15 protein-coding genes are annotated in these 22,179 nt (G+C 66.8%); 8 read left to right on the top strand and 7 right to left on the bottom strand.

The features are described from left to right. The 4 genes from KEG38_RS38390 (at position 1) to KEG38_RS38375 (ending at position 5,104) form a co-directional block, all read left to right on the top strand. On the top strand, positions 1–552 hold the full coding sequence (locus KEG38_RS38390) for an antibiotic biosynthesis monooxygenase (protein ID WP_272425404.1): 552 nt from the start codon (positions 1–3) through the stop codon (positions 550–552). Then, complete coding sequence (locus KEG38_RS38385; RefSeq protein WP_272425403.1) at positions 549–2,387, top strand: amidohydrolase; 1,839 nt, start codon at positions 549–551, stop codon at positions 2,385–2,387. Before KEG38_RS38390 ends, KEG38_RS38385 begins: the two co-directional genes overlap by 4 nt. A 90-nt stretch (positions 2,388–2,477) precedes the next feature. Next, the gene (locus tag KEG38_RS38380) at positions 2,478–3,299 is read left to right on the top strand and encodes an alpha/beta fold hydrolase (RefSeq protein ID WP_272425402.1); all 822 of its coding nucleotides are present in this window, start codon (positions 2,478–2,480) and stop codon (positions 3,297–3,299) included. A 56-nt stretch (positions 3,300–3,355) separates the two neighbouring features. Continuing rightward, entirely contained in the window at positions 3,356–5,104 is a 1,749-nt protein-coding gene (locus KEG38_RS38375; protein ID WP_272425401.1) for a DUF2169 family type VI secretion system accessory protein, read from the top strand. A gap of 8 nt (positions 5,105–5,112) precedes the next feature. Here the strand turns inward: KEG38_RS38375 and KEG38_RS38370 are convergent, their stop codons facing one another. Next, positions 5,113–5,721 (bottom strand): hypothetical protein, encoded by a 609-nt coding sequence (locus tag KEG38_RS38370; RefSeq protein WP_272425400.1) that lies wholly within the window; start codon positions 5,719–5,721, stop codon positions 5,113–5,115. 35 nt (positions 5,722–5,756) lie between these two features. Between KEG38_RS38370 and KEG38_RS38365 the strand changes: the two genes are divergently transcribed. Then, the gene (locus tag KEG38_RS38365) at positions 5,757–6,908 is read left to right on the top strand and encodes a DUF2169 domain-containing protein (protein WP_272425399.1); all 1,152 of its coding nucleotides are present in this window, start codon (positions 5,757–5,759) and stop codon (positions 6,906–6,908) included. A 10-nt stretch (positions 6,909–6,918) separates the two neighbouring features. On the opposite strand, the gene KEG38_RS38360 is transcribed toward KEG38_RS38365, so the two are convergent. From KEG38_RS38360 to KEG38_RS38345, 4 genes are read right to left on the bottom strand one after another with little or no spacing between them, the layout of a single operon-like run. Then, positions 6,919–7,161: a hypothetical protein gene (locus KEG38_RS38360; RefSeq protein WP_272425398.1), complete on the bottom strand. Its 243-nt coding sequence runs from the start codon at positions 7,159–7,161 to the stop codon at positions 6,919–6,921. Further along, on the bottom strand, positions 7,158–11,306 hold the full coding sequence (locus KEG38_RS38355; protein ID WP_272425397.1) for a DUF6972 family protein: 4,149 nt from the start codon (positions 11,304–11,306) through the stop codon (positions 7,158–7,160). The genes KEG38_RS38360 and KEG38_RS38355 overlap by 4 nt, the downstream gene beginning before the upstream one ends. A gap of 6 nt (positions 11,307–11,312) precedes the next feature. After that, the gene (locus tag KEG38_RS38350) at positions 11,313–12,314 is read right to left on the bottom strand and encodes a DUF2169 domain-containing protein (RefSeq protein ID WP_272425396.1); all 1,002 of its coding nucleotides are present in this window, start codon (positions 12,312–12,314) and stop codon (positions 11,313–11,315) included. Between the two features lie 8 nt (positions 12,315–12,322). Then, positions 12,323–14,953, bottom strand: a complete 2,631-nt coding sequence (locus tag KEG38_RS38345; RefSeq protein WP_272425395.1) for a type VI secretion system Vgr family protein — start codon at positions 14,951–14,953, stop codon at positions 12,323–12,325. 143 nt (positions 14,954–15,096) lie between these two features. Here KEG38_RS38345 and KEG38_RS38340 point away from each other — a divergent pair, with 143 nt between their 5' ends. Beyond that, positions 15,097–16,317 carry a cytochrome P450 gene (locus KEG38_RS38340; protein ID WP_272425394.1) on the top strand — a complete coding sequence of 407 codons (1,221 nt, stop codon included), beginning with the start codon at positions 15,097–15,099 and terminating at the stop codon, positions 16,315–16,317. A 67-nt stretch (positions 16,318–16,384) separates the two neighbouring features. On the opposite strand, the gene KEG38_RS38335 is transcribed toward KEG38_RS38340, so the two are convergent. Then, positions 16,385–17,494, bottom strand: coding sequence for an FG-GAP repeat domain-containing protein (locus KEG38_RS38335; protein WP_272425393.1), 1,110 nt, complete (start codon positions 17,492–17,494; stop codon positions 16,385–16,387). A 352-nt stretch (positions 17,495–17,846) separates the two neighbouring features. Between KEG38_RS38335 and KEG38_RS38330 the strand changes: the two genes are divergently transcribed. Continuing rightward, positions 17,847–19,046, top strand: coding sequence for an ATP synthase subunit I (locus tag KEG38_RS38330; RefSeq protein ID WP_272425392.1), 1,200 nt, complete (start codon positions 17,847–17,849; stop codon positions 19,044–19,046). Between the two features lie 12 nt (positions 19,047–19,058). Here the strand turns inward: KEG38_RS38330 and KEG38_RS38325 are convergent, their stop codons facing one another. Then, positions 19,059–20,057, bottom strand: coding sequence for a type 1 glutamine amidotransferase family protein (locus KEG38_RS38325; protein ID WP_272425391.1), 999 nt, complete (start codon positions 20,055–20,057; stop codon positions 19,059–19,061). Between the two features lie 177 nt (positions 20,058–20,234). On the opposite strand from KEG38_RS38325, the gene KEG38_RS38320 reads away from it, so the two are divergent. Further along, positions 20,235–21,644, top strand: a complete 1,410-nt coding sequence (locus KEG38_RS38320; RefSeq protein ID WP_272425390.1) for a hypothetical protein — start codon at positions 20,235–20,237, stop codon at positions 21,642–21,644. The last annotated feature ends 535 nt before the right edge of the window (positions 21,645–22,179 follow it).

The raw sequence follows: 22,179 nt of genomic DNA, 5'->3' as shown, positions 1-22,179 counted from the left end.
ATGGCCGAGACCATCCACATCGCCATCGTCCGGCGCGTTCGGAAGACGCACATCGAGGCCTTCGAACGCGCCCTCACCGAATTCGCCAGCCGGTCCTTGGCCGAGCCTGGAGCGAGGGGGGTGCATTGCATCTATCCGCCGCCCGGCTCCGACTCGACCGAGTATGGCATCCTGCGCAGCTTCGCCAGCGCCGCCGACCGCGACGCATTTTACGAGACGGCCCTTTACAAAGAATGGCTCGCTCGGATCGCGCCGATGGTGGAAGGTGAACCGACGTATCGACGATTGGAAGGCCTCGAGGCCTGGTTTCGCACCCCCGCGGAGGCCATGCCGCCGCGATGGAAGATGGCCTTGCTCACCTGGATCGCCGTGTGGCCGGTCAGTATGGCCGTCCCGGCGATCCTCCTGCCCTTGCTCGGCCCGAATTTCCCGCAAGTCCTCGCCTCCGGCGTCATCGCCGGAGGCATCGTTGCGGTTCTCACGTGGGGCGCCATGCCCTTGCTCGTGAAGCTCGCGCATCCATGGCTTCACCCCGGGAACAAGACCTCATGACGACCACAGCCGACCTCATCCTCCACAACGGGCGCATCACCACGCTCGATCCGAGCCATCCCGAAGCGAAGGAGGTGGTCGTCGCAGGCGGCCGGATCGCCGGAGTCGACAACGCTTCGCAATTCGAGCGCGGCCCCGAGACGAAGGTCGTCGATCTCGGCGGGCGCAGGGTCATTCCGGGGCTCTACGATTCGCACCTCCACGTCATCCGCGGCGGACTGAACTACAACATGGAGCTGCGCTGGGAAGGCGTGCCCTCCCTGGCACTGGCCCTCGAGATGCTCCGCGACCAGGCGGCCCGCACGCCCGCGCCGCAATGGGTACGCGTCGTCGGCGGATGGAGCGAGTTCCAGTTCGCCGAACGGCGGATGCCAACGCTCGACGAGATCAATGCGGCGGCGCCCGACACGCCGGTCTTCGTCCTGCACCTCTACTGCCGGGCCTTGCTCAACCGCGCGGCGCTCCGCGCGTGCGGGTACACGAAAGATACCCCCGACCCGCCCGGCGGCACGATCGTCCGCGACAAGGCGGGCAACCCCACCGGGATGCTCATCGCGAAGCCGAACGCGACCATCCTTTACGCGACGCTCGCGAAAGGTCCGAAGCTTCCCCCCGAATACCAGTACAACTCGACCCGCCACTTCATGCGAGAGCTCAACCGGCTCGGCGTGACGAGCGTATGCGACGCGGGTGGAGGCTTCCAGAATTATCCGGAGGACTACGAGATCATCCGCGAGCTCCACGCGCGCGGCGAGATGACCTTGCGCATCGCCTACAACCTGTTCACGCAAAAAGCCGGCGCCGAGCTCGAAGATTTCGTGCGCTGGTCGAAGGTCGTGAAGCCGGGCGACGGCGACGACATGCTCCGGTGCAACGGCGCGGGCGAGATGCTCGTGTTTTCCGCGGCGGATTTCGAGGACTTCCTCGAGCCACGTCCCGACCTCCCCGAGAAGCTCGAGAGCGAGCTCGAGCGCGTCGTGCGTTTCCTGGCCGAGAACCAATGGCCGTTCCGGCTTCATGCGACGTACGACGAATCGATCTCCCGGTTCCTGTCCATCTTCGAGAAGGTCCATCGAGACGTTCCGCTCGATGGGCTGCACTGGTTCTTCGACCATTGCGAGACGATCACCGATCGGAACATCGAGCGCGTCAAAGCGCTCGGCGGAGGGATCGCGGTCCAGCACCGGATGGCCTTCCAGGGCGAATACTTCGTCGACCGTTACGGCGCGAAGGCGGCCGAGCGCACGCCTCCCCTCCGGCGAATGCTGGAGCTCGGTGTACCGGTCGGCGCAGGCACGGACGCGACGCGCGTCGCGAGCTACAATCCGTTCGTCTCCCTGTACTGGATGACCACGGGAAAGACGCTCGGCGGGCTTTCGCTTTATCCGGAGAAAGCGCGACTGACGAGGGAGGAAGCGCTTCGGCTCTACACCCAGGGCAGCACCTGGATGTCACGGGAGCAAGGGACGCGCGGCGCGATCGCACCCGGGCAGCTCGCCGATCTGGCGGTGCTGACCGCCGACTACTTCAAGATTCCCGACGAGGAGATCAAAGCGCTCGAATCGGTGCTCACCATCCTCGGCGGCAAACCGGTGTACGCCGCCGAAGAATTCAAGCCGCTCGATCCGGGAGACCTGCCGGTGATGCCGGACTGGTCGCCGGTGCACCGTCATCCGGGAGCCTTTCGGCAGACCTCGCAGGCCGCGCTCCCCGCGGCGCGTCGTTGCATGCCGATGCACGCACAGCCTGGCGCCCAGGCGGCCTTCGGTCTTCCGCGATGGCTGTCGGAGCTCGGCAACCTGTTCGACGGCGCTTGCGACTGTTTCGCGTTCTGACGTGGCAGTCGACACCAACGTTCCGCGTGATACGCGCACCTTTCTCATCACGGTCGGGAAACCACGAAAGAGAATGAAGGAGGTTGTCGCATGGCAACTTTGACCGTCAAAGACGGAACGCAGATCTATTACAAGGACTGGGGCAGCGGGCAGCCCGTCGTTTTCAGCCACGGCTGGCCGCTCAACGGGGATGCCTGGGAGGACCAGATGGTCTTCCTCGCCTCGCACGGCTTCCGGTGCATCGCCCACGATCGCCGCGGTCACGGCCGATCCAGCCAACCCTGGAACGGCAATGAGATGGACACCTATGCCGATGACCTGAGCGAGCTCATCGAGCACCTCGATCTCCGAGGCGTGACGCTCGTCGGGCATTCGACCGGCGGCGGCGAAGTGACGCGCTACATCGGTCGCCACGGAACGGCGCGTGTCGCCAAGGCCGTCCTCGTCGGCGCCGTGCCGCCGCTCATGCTGAAGACCCCCGCGAATCCGGGCGGCCTGCCGATCGAGACGTTCGACGGCATTCGCGCGGGCGTCCACGCCGATCGCGCGCAGTTCTTCAAGGACCTGACGCTCCCGTTTTACGGGGCAAACCGTGCAGGCGCGAAGGTTTCCCAAGGGCTCCGAGACACCTTCTGGCTCCAGGGCATGCAGGCCGGCCTCAAGAACGCCCTCGACTGCATCAAGGCGTTCTCCGAGACGGATTTCACCGAGGATCTGAAGAAGATCGACGTGCCGACGCTCATCATCCACGGCGACGACGATCAGATCGTCCCCATCGGCGCGAGCGCGCTCGCCGCCGCCAAGCTCGTGAAGAATGCGCGGCTCGAGATCTACAAGGGCGGCTCGCACGGGCTCGCGGCGACGGAGAAGGACCGCCTCAACGCCGATCTCCTCGCGTTCCTCAAGAGCTGACGGCGCGCAGCCGCGGAAGCTTTCTGACCGGTGCCGCATCGCGGTAGGCTGCGCCCATGAATGTCGTGTCGTTCTGCGCCCTGCGCGCCTCCTTGTTCCCCTGGCAGCCGCGACAGGGCGCGCACGCAGTCACCGTGATCTGCAAGGCGACCTTCGAGCTCGCGCCCGGCGAGTCGCCGCTCGCCGCGCGACGCGAGGCAGTCTGGGACACGAAGAGCCCCGCGAGCGACATGGCCCCGTTCAAACGAAGGGCCGACGTGCTCGTGCTCGGCCACGCCCATCCGCCGAAGGCGCCCGCGGCTTCCGCGCTCGTCGCGCAGCTCGGCGTGGGGACCTTGCAGAAGGCGGTCGAGGTCCGCGCGGATCGCGGCTGGATCGCGGAGGGCTTCGGCCCCGTCGCGCCGACATCGCCTGCGCGTCTTTCGCTCCTCGGAAAACACGCGGCGAGCTGGGATGCACGCACCTGGAACACGAAGCCGCTGCCCGAAGACGTGGATGGCGCGTACTTCAACCTCGCGCCCGGCGATCAGCAGCTCGCGAACCTCGCGGGGGACGAGCCGATCGTGCTCGTGAACCTGCACCCGTCGTATCCGCGGCTCGAAACGAAGCTCGCCCGTGTCGTCCCGCGCGTGACCGTGGAACGCATGGGGGGGGCGCCGCAGGAGGTGCGGCTCCGCTGTGACACGTTGACCTTCGACACGGACCGGCAGCTCGCGATGCTGGTGTGGCGCGGCGTGGTCTTGCTCGCGCATGCCGCGGAGGTCGGGCTCGTCGCGGTCTCGATGGGGGGCGCGGCGGCGCTCGCCGGGGGCGACGTGGAGGCGACGCTGCCGGTCGTGACGTCGGGGGGGAAAAACGTCCCGGAGGCGCCCGTGCTCCCGTTTGTCCAGGGAGGGCCGGGTTTGCCGAGCATCGCGACCCGCGACGAGGCCACGCGCGCTGCGCCTCCGCCGAGGGACCAGGACGAGGGCTCGGGCCCGAGGACGTTGACCCACTTCCCTTCCCTGGCGGCCTCGAAGCCGGCCACGCCGTTCGAGCAGACGAGGCGCCCAGCGCCGGTGGAGGTGACCCCGGAGCCGCCCGATACGAAGCCGTTCGACGTCCCTGCACCGGCGAAAGAGGAACGCACGGAGGCGCGGACAAACGTGCCGCCGATGCGCTTCGACGTGCGCCCGCCGGCGCTCCTGGGCATCGTGGCGAACATCGAGGCGGAGCCGACGACGTCGCGGGTCGTGGAAAAACCCGCGATGCTCGGCCCCCTCGCGGCCTTCGACAAACCACCCGCAGAGGCCCCCGTCGCGGCCGCGGCGACCAGCATCGAGCCCGCGCCGACCACGGAGCCGGCGGGCAAGCTGAAAACGGCGCCGGAGGAGCCCGAGGCGCCGATCGAGCTCACGATCGAGCAGACCGCGGCCATCGCCGCCGAGCTTGCCGAAGGGAAGCAGGAGCGCGCGAAGGTGCTCGAGGCGCACGCGCTGCGCGAGCGCTCCTGGCGAAAGAACGAGCGACGCTGGGCCGAGGCGATCGAGGCGGAGTCGGCGCGCGGGACACACAAGCTGCGCGGGGCCTACGACGCGGCGTACGTGGCGAAGGTGGAGTCCTTCCGCGGCCCGATCACGCTGGAGGCGTTCACGCGGCTGCTCGTCGCGCTCGAACGTGGCAAGGCGAACGAGGCGCTCGACGCGTTGCGGATCCAGCGCCCCGCGCTCATGCCGATCGTGCGGCTGTGGACGCGGAAGGTGGCGACGGACATGAAGCTCGGGGACGCGGCGAACGACGCGCTCCGGGCCGCGCGGCGGGCGTGAGGCGCGCGTCAGGGCTCCGGGATGCGGAGCGGACCGAGGCCGGGGACGCCGATCTCGTGGGCCCGCTCCGCCGCCGCGGCGAGTTTTTTGGCCTGCCGCGCGTGGTGTTCTTCCCAGGTGAGGGGCATGGGCGGCTCGTCCGAGTTGAGCCGCACGCGCTCGCCGGTGATGGACACGTCGTCGTTCGCCTTGACGACCACGCCGCCGGGCGCGGCCTCGATGCTCACCTCGCGGGCGCGCTCGATGGAGGCCTTGCCGACCTCGCGGATCGCGCTCCCGCGCGTGCGTTCGTGCAAGCTCCCGCCGACGTCGAGCGTGGCGTCGCCGGAGGTCTGGATCGCGAGGGTCTCGCTCTTCAGGGCGAGGTGCTTCTGGGCGGCGATCTCCAGGGAAACCGCGGAGAGCGAGAGGACGGGCCCCTCGTCGGTGAGGCGGAGCGAGAGGACGAGGTTTCCGTCGGCGCCGCGGACCTGGATGTGTTCTTCGCGGCCCGTCTCCTCGATTTGAATCGATCGTCCGGAGGCGAGCCCGATCGTGCGCGCTGGCGCGGCGAGCGTTTCGCCTCGCGCGGACGCGAGGGCCGCGGCGGGAGCGTTTTTTTCGGCGTCGTCCTTCACAAAGCCATGATAACCGAGTTCGGGGAACGGGTGGCATGACGAGCGCACAAGCGGTCGCGAACGCGAAGAGCACGGACGGCAAGTTGTGGCTCGTGTGCGTGGCGAAACGGGCTTACTCGTTCGCCGGGGGCAAGCTGCGGCTCACGGACGAGCAGGTGCCGGTGCGCCGGGAGCCGGACCTCGAGGTGGGCGACGACGGCCGCATGCGCGGGCTGCGGGACGACATGGACCTCTTCCCGCCGAAGGTCGCGACCGACGTGATCGTGACGGGGCGGGCGTATGCGCCGGGCGGGAAGGCGCGCGAGGCGACGGTGCGGGTGGCGGTCGGGAAAAACGCGCGCGTGCTCCGGGTGCTCGGAGAGCGGCGGGCGGAGGTCTCGATCGAGGGGACGGTGCGATTCTCGGATCCGGCGCTCTTCGAGAGCGTGCCGCTCGCGTGGGATCTCGCGTATGGCGGGTACGACGCGTACGCGCACGACGAGCTTTGCCCGCCGAAGCGGCGGAACGGGCGGAGGATCGAGCCTTCGCCGCGGCAGGAGGGGGTCTTCGCGTATCCGCGGAACAAGGTGGGGCGGGCTTATTTCATCGACGTGGACCGGGATCGGGCGGACGGGGCGTTGCTCCCGCAGATCGAGGATCCGGGCGATCCGCTGACGCCGTCGCGGTTTTTCGTGCCACGCTGGAAGAAGTGGTTGGATCAGCCGATGCCTGCGGGGATCGGGTGGGTGCCGCATACGTGGTATCCGCGGATGATGCGGCTCATGGGCGGGTTTCTGGAGCACGATCCGGCGACGAAGCCGATCCGGGAGATGCAATTCGCGGACGGGGAAGATCTCGCGGGTCCGTTCCGGAAAAACGACGTACTTCCGCGCGGGCTGCAGGGGGCGGCGCCGGGGATGGCGGTGGAGCGGCTCCGGGGGGACGAGGTGGTGATTCTGCAGGGGCTCGTCGAAGGGAGCGGGGAGACGAGGTTTCAATTGCCGGGGGAGAGGCCGCGAATCGAGGTGACGCCGCCGGGGAGCCCGAAGGTGTTCACGCCGGAAGCGGTGCTGCAGACGGTGCGGGTGGACGCGGAGGCGAGGCGGGTGGTGATGACGTGGGCGGGGGTGGTGCGATTGATGAGCCCGATCGCGGCGGACGTCCTGGAGAACACGGGGTTACGATTGAAGTGGAGCTCTGGGACCTGAGGCATCGCGCTCAATCGAAGGTGACCCCGCCATCCTCGTCGAGGACACCGCGCCCCTCGATCTGATCGTACTCGTCTTCGCGGAGCCAGTGTACGGCGTCCTCGTAATTGTCGAACTCATGGATGACCTTGTTGTCCTCGGCCGGGTCGACGATTTCGATCTTTCCACTCAGTCGCTCGCGCACCAGCAGTACGTAATGGCGGTCGCTCGAAAAATCGACCCAAGCTTCGAGCCATTTGTATTTCGATCTCATTGCGCAACCCTCGTCCTCGGCACCATGTGGTATACCCACGAATCGCCTTCGAGTTTGCCCTTGATCTCTATGACATAAAGAGGGACGTCGGATCTCCCGTTCTGAGTCCTCACACCGATCGGCGTGTCCGATGTATACGTGAACCGATCGAAGCCGCGGACGTTTCCTTGCGCCTCGCCGTGCTTCCAGACCAGATCCTCCAGGGCCTCGAGGTCTGCGTCATCGTTGAATATGTGCGCTTCTTTGCCCTTTCCGAGGTCCTTCTGAACGATCCTACCATCACGCGTGTGTCTGTTTATCGTATAATTCGCGTCGTGGACTGCGTTTTCGGGCTTCTGGCAGGCCAAGCCGAGCGGATCGACGTTGTTGATGGCGTCTCTGCCGAACGCGAAGAGGTCGAGCCCGCCCATGATGCCGAGCGGATCCGGGCTGCACCACCTTCCTGCCGACGCGTCGAAGTACCGGAACCTCGTACAACAAAGCCCCGTCTCCTCGTCCGCATACTGCCCCAGGAGCCGGAAGGGCGACTCCACGGCGCGACCGGTCCGCCCCGGCGCCGCGTACGTCTCCGTGACGCGCCCCCACGCCGAATGCGCCGCCGACCACGCGACCCGCCCTTCCCGGTCGATCAGCTCCTTCGGCACCCCCACCTGATCGACGACGTAACAGAACACCTCGCCCCGCTCCGCCTGGAGCAGCGGCAAGAACGTGCCCGGTGCATGGACGAAGCAACGTTTGCCGTGCCGGCTATCGATGTCCTGCGCCAGGACATCCCCATCCCAGACGAAATCGACAGCGTATCGCCTATCCCCGTATTCGTCCTGAATCTCCTTCCGCAGCCGCCGGCCGAACGCGTCATAGGTGAAGAACACTCGCTCGCCCGACGGCAGAGTGACCTCGCGCAGCCGGTCCCGCGCATCCCAGCGATAGGTGGTCCGCTGCCCCGCTTCCTCCTTCGATACCCGACGCCCCCGCCGATCGTACGAATACTTCGCGCGATCCGTGCGGAGCAGCAAGTTCCCCTTGCCGATCTCCCACGGCTCGGCCTCGTCCGCCTTCGCCGGGCCCGTCTCCAGCCCGTCGAGCATCTTCTGGATCGACCCCGCCGGATCGTATGCAAACACCTCGTGGTGGCTGCCCCGCTGCGCCTCCACGAGCTGCCCGACCGGATCATATCGATACGCCGTCGAGCCCCACCGCCGATCCTCGACGAGCTTCACCCGTCCGAGTGCATCGTATTGCCAAAGCCGCTGGACCACCGCCTGCGGCACCCCGCCGCCCGGACTCCGCGCCTCGACGCGCTGCTCGATGATCCGATCCATCGAGTCGTACTCGCTCCGGATCGAATACCGCCCCGAGGCGTCCCGCCGCGCCGTCTCCCGCCCGAACACGTCGCGCTCGAACATGATTTCGTGGCCATCGTGCGAGAGCCCGACGAGATCGCCGAGCATATCGTATCGATACCGGGTGGCCGCGCCGTCCGGCATGACGCGCACCGTCCTGCGCCCACGCGAATCGAGCTCGTACCGAAGCCGCCGCCCGTCCTGCACCTCGGCCACGACGCGCCCCAGCCGGTCCCGCTCGAACATCGTGACGACCCGCTGGCCGTCCTGCTCGAGGACAGCGCCGAGCAGCCTGCCCATGCGATCTCGCTCGAACGTGATCGGGCCATCCGTCGTATCCTCGCGCAGCACGTTGCCGAGCGGATCATGCGCGAACGCACGATAACTGCGATCCGGATAATCGATTCGCCCGAGCCTACCCGATTTCGAGTACCGGTACTTCAGCACCCGCCCGTCGAACGTGCTCTCCTCGACCACCTTCCCCGCGGCGTCGTAAACGAATTCGTATTTCTCGTTCCGCGGATTCTCGATGCAGCGGAGCTTCTCCTGTGCCGAATACTTGAACCGCCAGACCCGCCCGTCCGGCTGCATGAGCTTCGTGAGCACGCCCGTCCCGCCGTACTCCATCTGCGTGACCTGCCCCGACGCGTCAACCACGCGGATCGGGTTGCCCAGCGGATCGTACGCCGATTGCGTGCTCGTGCCGTCCGGCCTCCGCACGGACAGGGGTTGCCCCAGGCGATCGTACTCCACCGCCGTGAAGCGCCCGAGGGCATCGGTTCGTCGCACGGGCCGGCCCACGAGGTCGTGTTCGTACGTCGTCCGGGCGCTGCGCGCGTCGAGCTCGGCCACGATGTTGTGCTGGGCGTCGTACGCGACCTCGACGAGCATCCCCTCGTCCCCGCTCACGCAGGTGAGGCGCCCCTTTTTGTCGTACGCGAACGAGTACCGGACGCCCGAGGGATACTCCACCCTCTGCAGCGCGCCGAACGCGTCCCGCGAGAGCCGCGTCGTCAATGCTTCGGGGCCCACCTGCAACACAGCAAGATCGTCGTCGTACTCCCACCGGGTCACGTTCCCCGCAGGATCGACCTCCTCGACCTTGTTCCCCCTCTTATCGTACCGATACCGCGTCGCCTCGCCGGCCCCATTCGCTTGGCCAACCAGATAATTGTCCGCGTCGTATTCCCACGTGCCGATCAGGATCCCATCCGTCGTCTCCTCCCGGACCACGAGCCCCGACTCGTTCCAGTGAAGGACCCGCGGCTCCTCATTCCCCTCGACCTTCGTAACGCGTTTTTCCAGGTCGTACGTGAGGACCAGCGTGTGCAGCCCCTCGTCCCCCCACGTCTTCTTGCACCGCCCCGTCTCCGGATCGTACGCATAATGAAAACTCACGCCGTTCTTCAGCGTGGTCTTCACCATCCGATGATCCTCGTCGTACTCGTACCGCTCCGTTTGTCCGAGCGCATCCGTCACGCTCGCGAGCTCCCCCATCTTCGCGTACGTGTAATCGACCCACTGCTCGAAGGAATCGCCGACCCAGACCTCGAGCCGCGCGATACGCCCGCCGTGCGTCGTCTTCACGCGCACCTCGCGGCCGGCCGTATCGATCACCCGGCGGAGGCGGCCATTCGTGTATTCGAGCTCGATGGAGTTTCCGTACGCGTCCCGGATCGATCGGAGAAGCGCCTTCTCGCCCGGTTCCTCCGGGGCGAAATGCCGCACGAGCCGCGTCTTGTGGCTCGTCACCTCGAACGCCCCGCCTTCGAGCGCCCGGAGCGTCAGCCGATCCATCCGATGGAACGCGCTCTCCCCCACGCGGAGCGCGCGGAAAAACACGTCGCGGCCCTCCTCGCTGCGGAGCGAGAGCAGCCCGTCGTCCGTGCGCTCGATCCATTGCTCGAAATTGTGCGCCCACCCGCCACGGCCGAGCGAGGTCCGCGCGAGCGCGCGTTTCGACGAGTAATGCCTCTTCCACTCGAACGGAATGGCCCCGGGCAAGACCAGATCGACCTTTCGATCGACCACGTCCCCGCTCGTCAGATCGACCGGATGCCCGCCCTCGCACCGCACCTCGTCACAAAGATCCGAGGCTTTCCCGTCCGCGCCTTTCGCCGCGCTCTCCGCCGCTTCCCCGGCCACCTCGTCGCTTTGCTTGGCCGCGGATTCGAGCCCCTCGCCGAGCACCTCGTCCGCGTTCTTCGCCGCCCCCTCCACCACCTCGTCCGCCTTCTTGAAGAACGGGGCAATGAGTTTATCGCCGAACTTCTTGAGCGCCACGCCGCCGACGTTCATGACGACCTCGAACGCGAGATCGATCACGAGGTCGACCGCGAGCGAGACCGCGCCCATGAGGAAATCCATCACGGTCGGCGTGGTCTGCACCGTGCCCGGATCCTCCACGAGCGACGTCGGCCATTTGCCGTATTCCCAGCAATCGGCGTTCAGCGACATGGCTCCGCCGATCACGCAACATGTCGACGTCTCCCCGCAGATCTCCACCGCCCCCCGCGGCAGCCAGCATTTGTGCGAGCCGAACAGGATGTGCAGCGGCGTCATCAGGTCGAGCGGGCTCGGGAAGATGCCGATGTGCGGCCACAATTTCGAGGGCTCGTGCCCGTGCGTCACCGACGGCACGCCATTGAACATCACCGTCGGCTTCTGCTTGTCGCCCATCGAGAGCGGGTGCAAGAGGTTCAGCTTGAAGAACCACGTCGGCACGAACGGCCAATGGATCCCGTTGTGCCCATCGATCCCGACGAGCAGCCATCCCGCATCGGTGTGGAAGTTGTTCGCCATGGCCGCTCACCCCTTCGGGAAAAACTCGCTCGGCGAGAGCACCGCCCGCCGCTCCTCGAATTGCACGAGGCCGTACGTCGCCTTCGCCCGGAACACGAATCGCGCTTCACATGCCTCGGCGTCGATGTCGACGGCGTCGAGCCGCGGCACGATCGTCTCGCGCATACCCCCGACCGACATCGCGACCACGACCGGCGAGCGCGGCACCACGAACGAAAGAACGGAGCCTCCGGGCCGCATCCCCGCGAGCACGATCTCGGTCCCCGCGCCGATCGTGTCGAACGTCGTCCGCGGCGCCGCGCGGCTGCCGAGCTTGCGGACGCCCGTCATGTCGAGCTCTTGCCCCTTCACCACGTGTTTCGCCCGCATGCCGCCCCAAAGCGGGTATGGCGCAAAGCAGACGGGCTCGGGGTGATCGTCCCAAGCGCGCACGAGCGCCGCGGGATCTTCGATCTGCGGGAGTGGCTGATTCTCCGCGCGCGCCTCGTCCGTATAAAACCCCTTGCCGTCCAAGTTCAGCGGATACCCCGACTCGTGTTCCGGGACAAACGCCTCCTCCCCGTCCATCTCCACCACCGCCGCGGGCGCCTTCGTCACGCCGCCGTACGCATTCTCCCAGCTCATCGCCACCCGCTCGAACGGGACCGGCGAGCTCGGCGTGAGCCCCCCGAGCGCCCCCCGCTGCCAGACCCGCGTACCGAACACCTGAATGTGCATGTCGGACGAACCCACGCGCAGCGACGCCGTGGCCTCCCGCGCGCGGTCGCCCCGGCGCGGATACACGAAGCCCGTCGCGCACACGGAGGTGGCCTCCTTCGAGAACATGATGTCATTCGGGACCTTCGACCGCGCGTCGAGCAAAAGCGGCCGTTGCCCGGGGACGAGCTCTAGCCCGCCCGACGCGATCCGGAGCGTGATCGCGCAGAGGAACAGCGCCGTGATCCGATCGTCCTCCTCGCCGTTCGGAATCATCGCCGCCGGCAGCGGGGTCTCATTGACGAATTTCATGCGCGCGCTCAGTTCAGCTTGATCAGCCCGGCCGTCACGTTCACCGCGCCGCCGCCGTCGATGTCGACCGGCGATCCCTTCACGGTCACCGTGCCGCCGTTGATGCTGATCGCGCCGCCGGTGATCGTGATCGTCCCCGCCGTGATGACCAGGCTCGCCGTGTTGATCTGCGTGAACGCGGCCCCATTCAGGGTCAGCATCGTGGTCTCGACCGTCGCCATCGCCGCGGCGTTCACTGTGAGGACCGTCGATTTCAACGCCTGCGTGCCGTCCGCCTTCATCTCCTGCGCCGGCGCCTCGATCTTCTGGCTCGCCCCCGATTTGAGCGCCTGCGGCCCCGCCACTTCGATCGTCTGCTCGCCGCCGATCTGCGCCTTTTGGTTCCCGACGACCGTGATGTCCTGTGTCGCGCCGTAGTTCTCCGTTTGCGCGCCCGTCACGTGGACGTCCTGCGTGCCCGTCACCGTGAGTTTGTCGTTGCTCGAAATGGTCGATTCGCGATTGCCCGTGACCGACTCCGTGTGGTTGCCCGCCACGGTGACCGTCTGGTTCGCCCCGACGTCGACCGATCGGTTCGACCCGACGCTGACCGATTGGTTCGCGCCGACGTTCATGTTCTGGTTCGCGCCAACCGTGACCGACTCGTTGCCCCCCACCACCTCGGCGTTGTTCCCGCCCGCCATCGTGGTCCGGTTCGAGCCCGTCATCTCGTTGCGATCCACGCCTGCGGTCGACGCGCTGTTGTTCCCCACCTTCTCGGTCCGATCATTGCCGGCGTCCGAGTTCCAGTTGAACGGCGTGTGCATCTTGATCTGCTCATTGCCCGCCGTATCGTCGAACGTGAGCTCATTGAAGGCCCCCGAGGACGGGCTCGACATCGTCTTGAACGTGCTCACCGTGGGAGCTCCGCCCGGCGGCCGGTTCTTCCCGTTGTAGACGCGCCCCACGATGATCGGCCGATCCGGATCTCCCTCCTCGAAATCGACGATCGCCTCCACCCCGACACGCGGATGGAACACCGCGCCCTCGCCGACCCCCGCGAATACCTGGTTCACGCGCACCCAGCACGACGTCGGCTCCTTCGCGTGCCGCGCCGTGTCCGTGTCCCAGTGAAACTTCAGGCGGACGCAGCCGATCTCGGCGCCCGGCGGCCCTCCCACGTGGATCTCCGCCCCCTTCGTGCTCGGCTCCGCCGTGACGAATGCCGTCTGCGATCCATGAATCCGCGGCTTCGGCGTCACGCGCGCCGGGCGGAACCGCGACTCCGCCACGGAACCATTTTTCCCGCGCCGCGCACATTCGAACGTCACGGCATACGGCACGCCGGAGAGTGGCATCGCCGTCGCCACGCTCGGCGGCAGGACGCCCGCCTGCTCGGCGCGGACCTCGATCTTCGTGATCAGGTATTCGCCCTCGTAGCGTGATTGCGGGTGTTCCAGCGCGAAGATGCTCCCCGCCGCGATCGTGCGGCACGTGCTCTCACCGACTGCGTAACTCGCCTCCACCTCCAGCCTTTCGAGCGTCGCCGCCGCGAGCGGCTTGCCCATGGCGGGCGTCTCCGTGTAGCGCCCCGGATATTCGTGGTACACGAGGTCCGCGCTCGCCGGCCGCGCCGGCTCGGCGACGGCCATGTCGAGCGTGGGTTGTTTCCAGTTGTAATCGAGGAGCGAGACCTTGCGCGGGCGCAAGCGCGCTCCGAGCTTCATCGATTGCACCGCGCGGCCCACGATGCCGGGGCCCAGCGGCTCGAACGGGTCGAGACGCGTGCGGCCCGCGTCGTTGTCCGAGAGGACGAGCAGGCACACCCCGTCGCCGTTCTCGTAATGGAACGAGATCCCCTCCTCCTCGAGGAGCCTACACACGAAGGCGAAATCGCTTTCGTTGTACTGGACGCAATACCCGCGCGTGGCCACGTCGTCGATCCGCGAGGCGTCCGCGATACGCCATGTGTACCGCTCCATCGCAGGCGAGAAGCTCAGCTCGTCCCCGCCGTCGGGCGGCGCGTTCGCCCCGACCGCGAGCGAGAGCTCGGGATCGCCCTGCAGAACCGCGTCGATGATCTGCCGCGTGGTCTTCTCCAGGAAGATGCGGCAACGCATGCGGTGCATCGCGCGCGTGAGCGGGGGCGCGAGCACGAGGCGATAGAGCATGCCTCCCGGCACGGGCCCGAGCTCCTCGGTCTCGACGACGATGCCGTGCACGACGCGAAACGAAGGCTGCGTCGTCGTGGCAATCCGCAGCGTCGCGCGGGCTTCTATGAGCTCGTCCGGATCGAGCTCGGGCGCGGGCTCGCGGGCGAGGGCCGTGATTTCGTAACGATACAGGCTCGAGACGGCCTCGGTCCCGCGCACGGACACGACACGCAAGTGGCTCCACGGCCCCTGCGGCCCGGCCGCGTTTTCCCAGGCGAACGTGAGGTCGGTGCCGCCCATCGCGCCGCCGCTCTCGCCCAGGCCCGCCGCGCCCGCGCGGCTCGCGAGCTCCTCGAACGCCGCGCCGCCCTTCGCCTGGAATGCGTTCACGGCCTTCTCGGCCACGCGTGACGTGATCGCCTTCTCCTCGAAGATCGGCAGCTCCGGCTCGCGCAGGCCGCCTGCGATCTGCGTGGGATCCCCTCCCGGGCGTTTGACGAACGACATCCTCTTTTCTCCCGCGTCCCCCGGGTCCACACAAAGCTACCCGGACGTGCGGCCGCATCCTAAACTCCTCACGTGCACAAAGGAAGAGGTTGCTTGCGACGGGGTCTTGCCGCCCGAGCAACGGCCACCCGAGGAGGACGAGCATGAGCCAGCGCGCCCCGTACGACATTCAGAGCCAGGCGTTCTTCGACGATCCCTATCCCACGCTCCACCGCATCCGCGAGGAGGATCCGGTCCACTGGTTCGAGCCGCTCGGAATTTGGCTCGTCACGCGCTACGACCACGCCGACATGATGGTCCGCGACGATCGCCGCTTCCTCAATCACCGCGCCCGCGAGCTCATCCGCGTGATGATGCCGACGCTCGCGGGCGAGGAGCTTACCGCTATGGCGCAGATGTGGTCCGAGCTCGTCTGGTTCCGCGATCCGCCAGACCACGCGCGGCTCCGGCAATTCATGAACAAGGGCTTCACGCCCCAGGCCATCGAGGGCCTGCGCCCCGCGGTGCGGGCGATCGCGCGCGAGGCGCTCGCGGCCGCGCGCGAAAAGGGCGAGGAAATCGATATCGTCGAGGATCTCGCCGATCCCATCGCCCTCCGCACCATCACCTCCCTCTTCGGCGTCCCCCCCGACGATCGACCGACCTTCCGCGGCTGGATCACGACCTTGTTCAAGGGCGCGGGCGGCGCGGCCATAGCCGAGGACGTCACGAATCGAATCAAGGAGCATACGAGCGCCATGCTCAACTACATTGCCGCCCTCGCGGAGCGCCGCCGTGCGGACCGGGGCGACGATGTGATCAGCCGCTTCTGGGCCGACGAGGGCGCACCGAGCCGCGAGGACATCGTCCTGCAGAGCTACCAGGTGATCGTCGCCGGCTACCGGACCAGCATGAACCAGATTGCGAACACCATCTGGACCCTGCTCCGGCACCCCGCCGAGCTCGAGCGCCTGCGCGACGACCCCCGCCGCATGAAGGGCGCCATCGAGGAGGCACTGCGCTACGAGCCATCGGTCGTCGTGACAAACCGCCTCGCTGCGGAGGACGTGGAGATCGGCGGCAAGCGAATCAAAAAGGGCGAGCTCGTTTTCCCCATCCTCCCCGCCGCGATTTGTGATCCCCTCGCGTTCCCCGATCCCGACCGCTTCGACATCACGCGCACAGGCCCCCGGCACCTGTCCTTCAGCATGGGCCACCATTATTGTATCGGCGCCCCGCTCGTCCGCGTGGAGGTCGAGGAGGCGCTCGCGGCGCTGCTCGAAATCCCCCGCTGGGAGCCCGGCTCCGGCCCTTGCCTCCTCGGCGATTACAACCTCTCGGATCGCGGCCCGAAGACACTCCCCATGCGCCTCCTCGCCTCCTGAGGACCTACGGAACATACCCACGTGTTGCCGGCGGCGTGGTCGCTCTGCGCCGCGTCGTCCGGTTCGATCAGGGTTCGCGGAATCCGACGACCGTGATCCGCCCCGTTTCGCCCGCGCTCACGATTTCCAGCCCCGCGTCCCCATCCATGTTTCCGAGCGCCACGGCCGCAGGCTGATCCCCGAGCGGGAGCTCCCAGCGCTTGGGCGTGCTGCCGGGGGCACTCAGGAGAAGGACGGTGATCGTTTTGTCCTCTTCGTTGGCCGTGACCAGATCGGGAAAGCCGTCCCGATCGACGTCGCCGACGGCCAGAGAAACCGGGCCACGACCGGTCGCATGACGGGTGACTTCGCCAAACTTGCCGTCGCCTGCGCCGCGCAACACGGCGACCCCGTTTTCGTATGGCTCGATCAGGGCCACGTCCAGGCGCCCGTCGCGATTGGCGTCGAGCAGCGCGAGGTCCTTCCAGTATCTCCAGGGGACTCGATGCCGGAGCGGCACGGCGAACTTCCCGGTGCCGTCATTGAGAAAAACGGCCACGCTCCACGCCGTGACGCCCTCGTCCGTGTCCTCGTACATTTCGGCCACGATATCGACCGCGCCGTCTCCGTTCATGTCGCCCGTGGCGAGATTTCTGAGGGAATATTCGCCCTCGTACTCGACGGGCGCAAACGTGCCATCCCCGCGACCGAACAGGAGCACGAGCGGAGCGTCCCCCTCGACGGAGCCACTCCCCACGACGATGTCTCGATGCCCATCCGCGTTGAAATCCCCCACTTCGATCCCGTTCACTTTTTCGTTGGGTGCGACGAGTTCCGGCGCCCCAAAGCCCTCGTCTCCCTGACCGAGCAGCACGTCGAGCGATCGCATTCCATCCGCGCCGAGGGTCATCACGACGACGTCGAGGCGCTGATCTTCGTTGAAATCAGCGAGCCGCAGGCCCGTGCCGCCGTTGTCGGAGAGCCGATACGACCGTGGCTGCGACACGGAGCTCGAGCCTCGGTTCAGCAGCACGCTGACCCCGTACAGCAGCGGGTCCCCACTGTGGGCGAGCACGACGTCGAGCTCGCCGTCTCCATCGATGTCTCCGAGCTGCATTCCCTGAACCGACAGGGGCCGGGGTGAAATCGTGTAGATGGGAACGAGGGCAAACGCGAGCGCGAACAGGGCGGTATACATGGTCGAATCCTTTCCGTTCACGAGCCCGCGACGAACGTGAACAAGTGGAAAACATACCGCATGCTCCCTGTCCCCCCCGTGCCCACGTCCACGCCAGCACGAGAGTCGTGCAAGGCGTGCGCCCGCGCCACGCGACGGAGCACTGTCATACGCGTGTGACAGTGTCACGAGCGCAGTACAACCGACTCCATGACACCTCGGCAGGGAACCGCGCTTGGTCGTGCGCCACAGCACCGTTTTTCGCTCCCTTTGAGAAAACGCTCACCTCCCAGGAAACCACCGAGGCTGGCACGGGCCTTGCGACTCGTGGAAAACGAGGGATTGTCGAATGCATCATGGAGGGAGTGAACGCATGAAGAAATGGGTGGGGTGGCTTGTCCTCGGCGCTGTCGTCGGTGGTTGCGCGGCGCCGCCTCCGCCGCAGGCGCCTTCCGATTTCGAATACCAGCTCCCGCACCGGTCGACCGGGGAGCCTCTGCGGATCGAGACCAAGGATTCCACGCGCACGGTCATGAAGAAGGTTCCCGTGGGCGAGCGCGAGGTCTATAGCGCGCGCGGCCGCTACGTGGGCAAGGAGGTGATCTACGAAGCGCAGCCGGCCGAGGTGCCGGTGCACGAATGGCACGTCTATCAGGGAGACACGGAAATCGACGCCCTCAGCGCCCTGCACATCGCGCGGTATGCCGCGTTCGAGAGTGCCTACGAGGAGGAGCGCGACCGCGTCCAAAAGGACCACGCCCGCGCCCTCGAGATGTACGAAACGGAGGTGAAGGGCGCGCAGACCACGAAAAACGTCGGCCTCGGCCTGGGGATTTCCGGGCTCGCCGGAATGGCCGGGTTCGGCGGGCTGTTCCTCGCCACGAGAAACGATGAGACGCCACCCGTTCCGACGACCGTGACGGGGGCCGTGTCCCTGGGCTTCATGGCCTTGGCGATTGGCGGGTTTTATCTGCGCGCAAAGGCGTCTCGGGAGCAGGCCGCGGCCCTGATGGCCGCCGAGCGGCTCGCCGCTTCACGCATGGAGAACAAGTTCCAGCGATTCAAGACCGAGGAGCACGTGCGGAACGCCGTGAAGAGTTCAAAGCCGAAAGGAGGATCGGAGGCCGCCGAGGCTCCGGCGCCCACCGTTCACCTTTCAACGACGCTCGACCCCTCCCTCGTGACGGGGATCCCGAACAACGAGAAGCTCGGCCCCGCGCTGGTGGCGATCTGGACGCCGGAGGCGTACGGGATGGACCACGCAAAGGCGCACGCGAACTTCGAGCGAGAACTCCTGCGATCCGTCCTGTATTTCAACAATGCCCGAGGCACGATGCCCAGGCACGAGGGAAACCTCGTCTTTTATACGGACGAGGCCTCCCTCCGCGCCGTTGACGGCGCCGACGCCAAACCCGAGGGAATGCCCGCGATGAAGGTGCTCGCGCTCGCCCTCGCGACGCAGGTCGGGATCTACGTGCACCACGAAGGGAAGGCTTCCGTGTTCACGGTCCTCGACGAGGACAGGATCAAAAAGCTGCTCCTGCAAGCGACGGAAAAGGAGCCCGGTCGCTGACCCCTCGATCCGTCATTTCGGCACCGTGACCTGACAGCTATCCTGAGGTCCGAGCCAAGCGATCATGTTGACCCAGAGCTGCTCGATCTCGGGCAGCGATTGCCATTCGCTGTCGTACTCGATCCACTCGTCACCCCACACCACGGCCCGGCCCTTGCCCCGCTCGTGCGCGAACGCCACGGGCCCCGCCTGGATGCTCCCAATCGCCGCGCTCGTGCCGCCGCTCCCGCCGAGGTCCTCGACCAGGTATCCGCCGAGGAACGTCACCGACGAGAGCCCGGCCGTCACCGGGTGCGCCGCGAACATCGTCACTGGCTCGGAGTGCAGACCGGGCTGGTATGCGAGCCCGAACGGGGCGAGCAGCGTGTTCACGTAGAAATCAGGGTCCGCATCGGCATATCCCGTCATCGAGACGAACCCGCCCCGCGTCTCCACCCACGCCGCGAGCGCATTCGCCTCCTCGGCCGTGTACGTCCGAGCCAGCCGATCGAAGATGATGACGTCGTATTTGTCGAGGAGCGCCGCGTCGAAGACCTCCGCGGGCGTCTGATGCGTCCGCTCCACGCTCGTGCCTCGCGCCGCGAGCCAGGCCTGGAAGTTCGAGGAGGGATTGCTCCCCGGGCTGCCGACGATCCCGAGCCGCAAGCAATCGCAGATCCCGTCCTTGCCCACGTCCACGTCGTCGACGCGGCCATTACAATCGTCGTCCTTGCCGTCGCACACCGTCTCGACCGCGCCCGCCGGCGTGCATGACCCGCCCCCGCCCCCCGAGCCGCTCGGGAAGAGGACGCCTCCTTCGCCTCCTGCGCCGCCGCCGCCCGCATTCATGCCTCCGCTTTCGCCAGCGCTCGAGCTCGAGCCCCCCGCACCGCCCCCTTGTCCCCCGGGGCTGGTCGTCGCCCCGTTTTCGCCCGCCGAGCAGTGGACGAGCCCCCCGATGAACAGCCCCATGCAAAAGATACGCTTGATCATCCCACGATCGTCGGTGGCATCGACCAGCATGTCAATCATGAAGCGCCCACTGCCCCGCACTCGGTTAGAGTCTTTCTGCGTGGGCGCGGGTATCCTTCGCGCCTTTGGATCGTCGTCCCTCGAAGCCCCGAAAGCGACCCCCCCTCCATGAATGCGAACAATCTTTTCCATGCACGTCCCCTCACAACCACATGTCTCCTCCTCTCCCTGCCCCTCGTGTTCGCCATCTCCTGCGGCGGCGAAAACGGCTCCGGGGATCCGAGCAGCGGCAGCGCCGGAAATGGCGCCGGCGCTGGGGGAAGCTCGAGCAACTCGAGCACAGGTCCCGGGGCCTCTTCGGGCTCCGGCGGAGGCACAACCGGAAACCCAACGCAAGGCACGTGCAGCAACCCGACGCTGACCATCACCGAGGTCGAGCTCCCCATCGCCGTCGACCAGAACGAAGACGAGGTAAATCTTCGCCCTCTCGCGATTTCCCCCAACCCCTCCGGCGGCTCCCGCCTCGCCTTCATGGGGACCGACAACAAGGTCCACGTCGCCGAGCTCGACGTGAGCGACAAGCTCGTCGGTGACCTCGTCGATATCAACGCCCACGATTTCGGCGACCTCTACGCCGATGACAAAGGCGGCGTCCTCCTCCTCACGCGCGACGCCCAAGGCGGCGGGACGCTCAACTGCGGCGAGCCGACGAACCTCTGCGGCACCCCGCCAAACCCCCCCGTGGCATGTCACGACATGTACATGGTGCGCTTCGACGGCCAAAGCGAGTCCTGGGCGACGAAGCTCACGAGCTCGAGCGCGGCCCTTCCCCCCTATTCGACCGGCAAGACCGGCCCCGATGTCTTCATGATCTGGTGGTACGCGCATCACGGCCGCATCGCCTCGGACGGCACGAACTTCGCCGGTTATTTCGGCGCGGCGATCAGCGTCTCGCAAGGCGGCTGCATCAACATTCACCAGGGCGATCGCATGAAGGTCGTCTCCCCGGCCGGAGAGCTGCTCTCGGGCGGGTTCGATTGGGGTTGTAGCCATAGCGGCTACGAGCGCATCACCTGGGATCCGGGCGCGAACAAATACGTCACCATCTGCAAAACCGACAACAACAACCGCATCGCTCATGCCCCGGAAATCTCCACGATCAAGTCGATCGACCTCGCCTATTCGAATTTGAGCGACGTCGCCCTCGATCACGAGGGCGGTTATTGGGCCCTGACGAGCGACCGTCAAAATGGTGAGCCCGTCCTCGCGAACGGCCTCGCCGAGGTCCACCTCCTGCATTTCAACAGCGGGACGGCCGACAAGGACATCGTGATCGCCGGGAAGACCGGGGAAAACGCGCGCGCGCCCTACCTCGCGAATTACGGCGACAAATACCTCCTCGCCGGCTGGGAGACCTCGACCGCTCCGGGTGATCTCACGCCCTTCGACGGGAATCGCAAGATGCTCGTCCAAGTCCTCCACGCAACGACCGGCGAAGCCGTGAGCGCCGTGCTCGACGCCGGCGTGCTCGGCAATCGCTACCAAGCCTTCCGCGCTTACCCCGATGGCAGCGTCGCCTTCGCTGCGAAGGGCACGAAGAACAACACTGTCCGTATCCTCCGCGCGATGCCCTGCGCCGCGGAATGAGCACCCCCCGCGCCCCGCGGCGCGGCGCGACACGCGGCCTTCACACTCGCCCGGTGCGAAGGAGCACGTGCACCACGCAGTGACCACCCTTCACCGGTGGCACCTGCTCAACGAGCACCGACCACGTTCCTGAAAGCGACCCCCGCGTCATGCGTTCAACCTTGCGCGCGACACGTTCGTTGGGTGCGTCCGCGTACACGACGTCCGACGAAAGCCCGAGTCACGTCGGGGTATGCCACCGTGCTCGCGCCGGGCACCGTCGCGTCTTCGCCCCCTCGCAGCAAGCGCTCTGACCTGGAAACGACCTGCGGGGGCTTCGGGCGCGAGCCCCCTGCTTGCGCGCGGTGATCCAGCGGTCTGCGACTGTCGAAGAGGCGGTTTGTTCTTCCTAAGCGCTCCGCGACCACGCAAGCGCCGTGAAAGACTTGTGCCAAGGATGACGTCGAATCTTCGTCGTTGCTCCCCATTGCACTGCGCCTAGCCCACAAAAGTCTTGAAAATTGACGCGGTTCGGGTAGTTTATACTGGCGCACGA

This window comes from Polyangium jinanense (assembly GCF_028435265.1).
Classification (GTDB): domain Bacteria; phylum Myxococcota_A; class Polyangia; order Polyangiales; family Polyangiaceae; genus Polyangium; species Polyangium jinanense.
This window is presented reverse-complemented; position numbering and strand designations above follow the sequence as displayed.

Coding starts and splice junctions, on each gene's coding strand:
- KEG38_RS38345 (WP_272425395.1), bottom strand. CDS start 14,953: ATGTCGTTCGTCAAACGCCCGGGAGGGGATCCCACGCAGATCGCAGGC.
- KEG38_RS38335 (WP_272425393.1), bottom strand. CDS start 17,494: ATGTATACCGCCCTGTTCGCGCTCGCGTTTGCCCTCGTTCCCATCTAC.
- KEG38_RS38325 (WP_272425391.1), bottom strand. CDS start 20,057: ATGATTGACATGCTGGTCGATGCCACCGACGATCGTGGGATGATCAAG.
- KEG38_RS38360 (WP_272425398.1), bottom strand. CDS start 7,161: ATGAGATCGAAATACAAATGGCTCGAAGCTTGGGTCGATTTTTCGAGC.
- KEG38_RS38375 (WP_272425401.1), top strand. CDS start 3,356: ATGAATGTCGTGTCGTTCTGCGCCCTGCGCGCCTCCTTGTTCCCCTGG.
- KEG38_RS38355 (WP_272425397.1), bottom strand. CDS start 11,306: ATGGCGAACAACTTCCACACCGATGCGGGATGGCTGCTCGTCGGGATC.
- KEG38_RS38390 (WP_272425404.1), top strand. CDS start 1: ATGGCCGAGACCATCCACATCGCCATCGTCCGGCGCGTTCGGAAGACG.
- KEG38_RS38385 (WP_272425403.1), top strand. CDS start 549: ATGACGACCACAGCCGACCTCATCCTCCACAACGGGCGCATCACCACG.
- KEG38_RS38380 (WP_272425402.1), top strand. CDS start 2,478: ATGGCAACTTTGACCGTCAAAGACGGAACGCAGATCTATTACAAGGAC.
- KEG38_RS38330 (WP_272425392.1), top strand. CDS start 17,847: ATGAAGAAATGGGTGGGGTGGCTTGTCCTCGGCGCTGTCGTCGGTGGT.
- KEG38_RS38340 (WP_272425394.1), top strand. CDS start 15,097: ATGAGCCAGCGCGCCCCGTACGACATTCAGAGCCAGGCGTTCTTCGAC.
- KEG38_RS38365 (WP_272425399.1), top strand. CDS start 5,757: ATGACGAGCGCACAAGCGGTCGCGAACGCGAAGAGCACGGACGGCAAG.
- KEG38_RS38350 (WP_272425396.1), bottom strand. CDS start 12,314: ATGAAATTCGTCAATGAGACCCCGCTGCCGGCGGCGATGATTCCGAAC.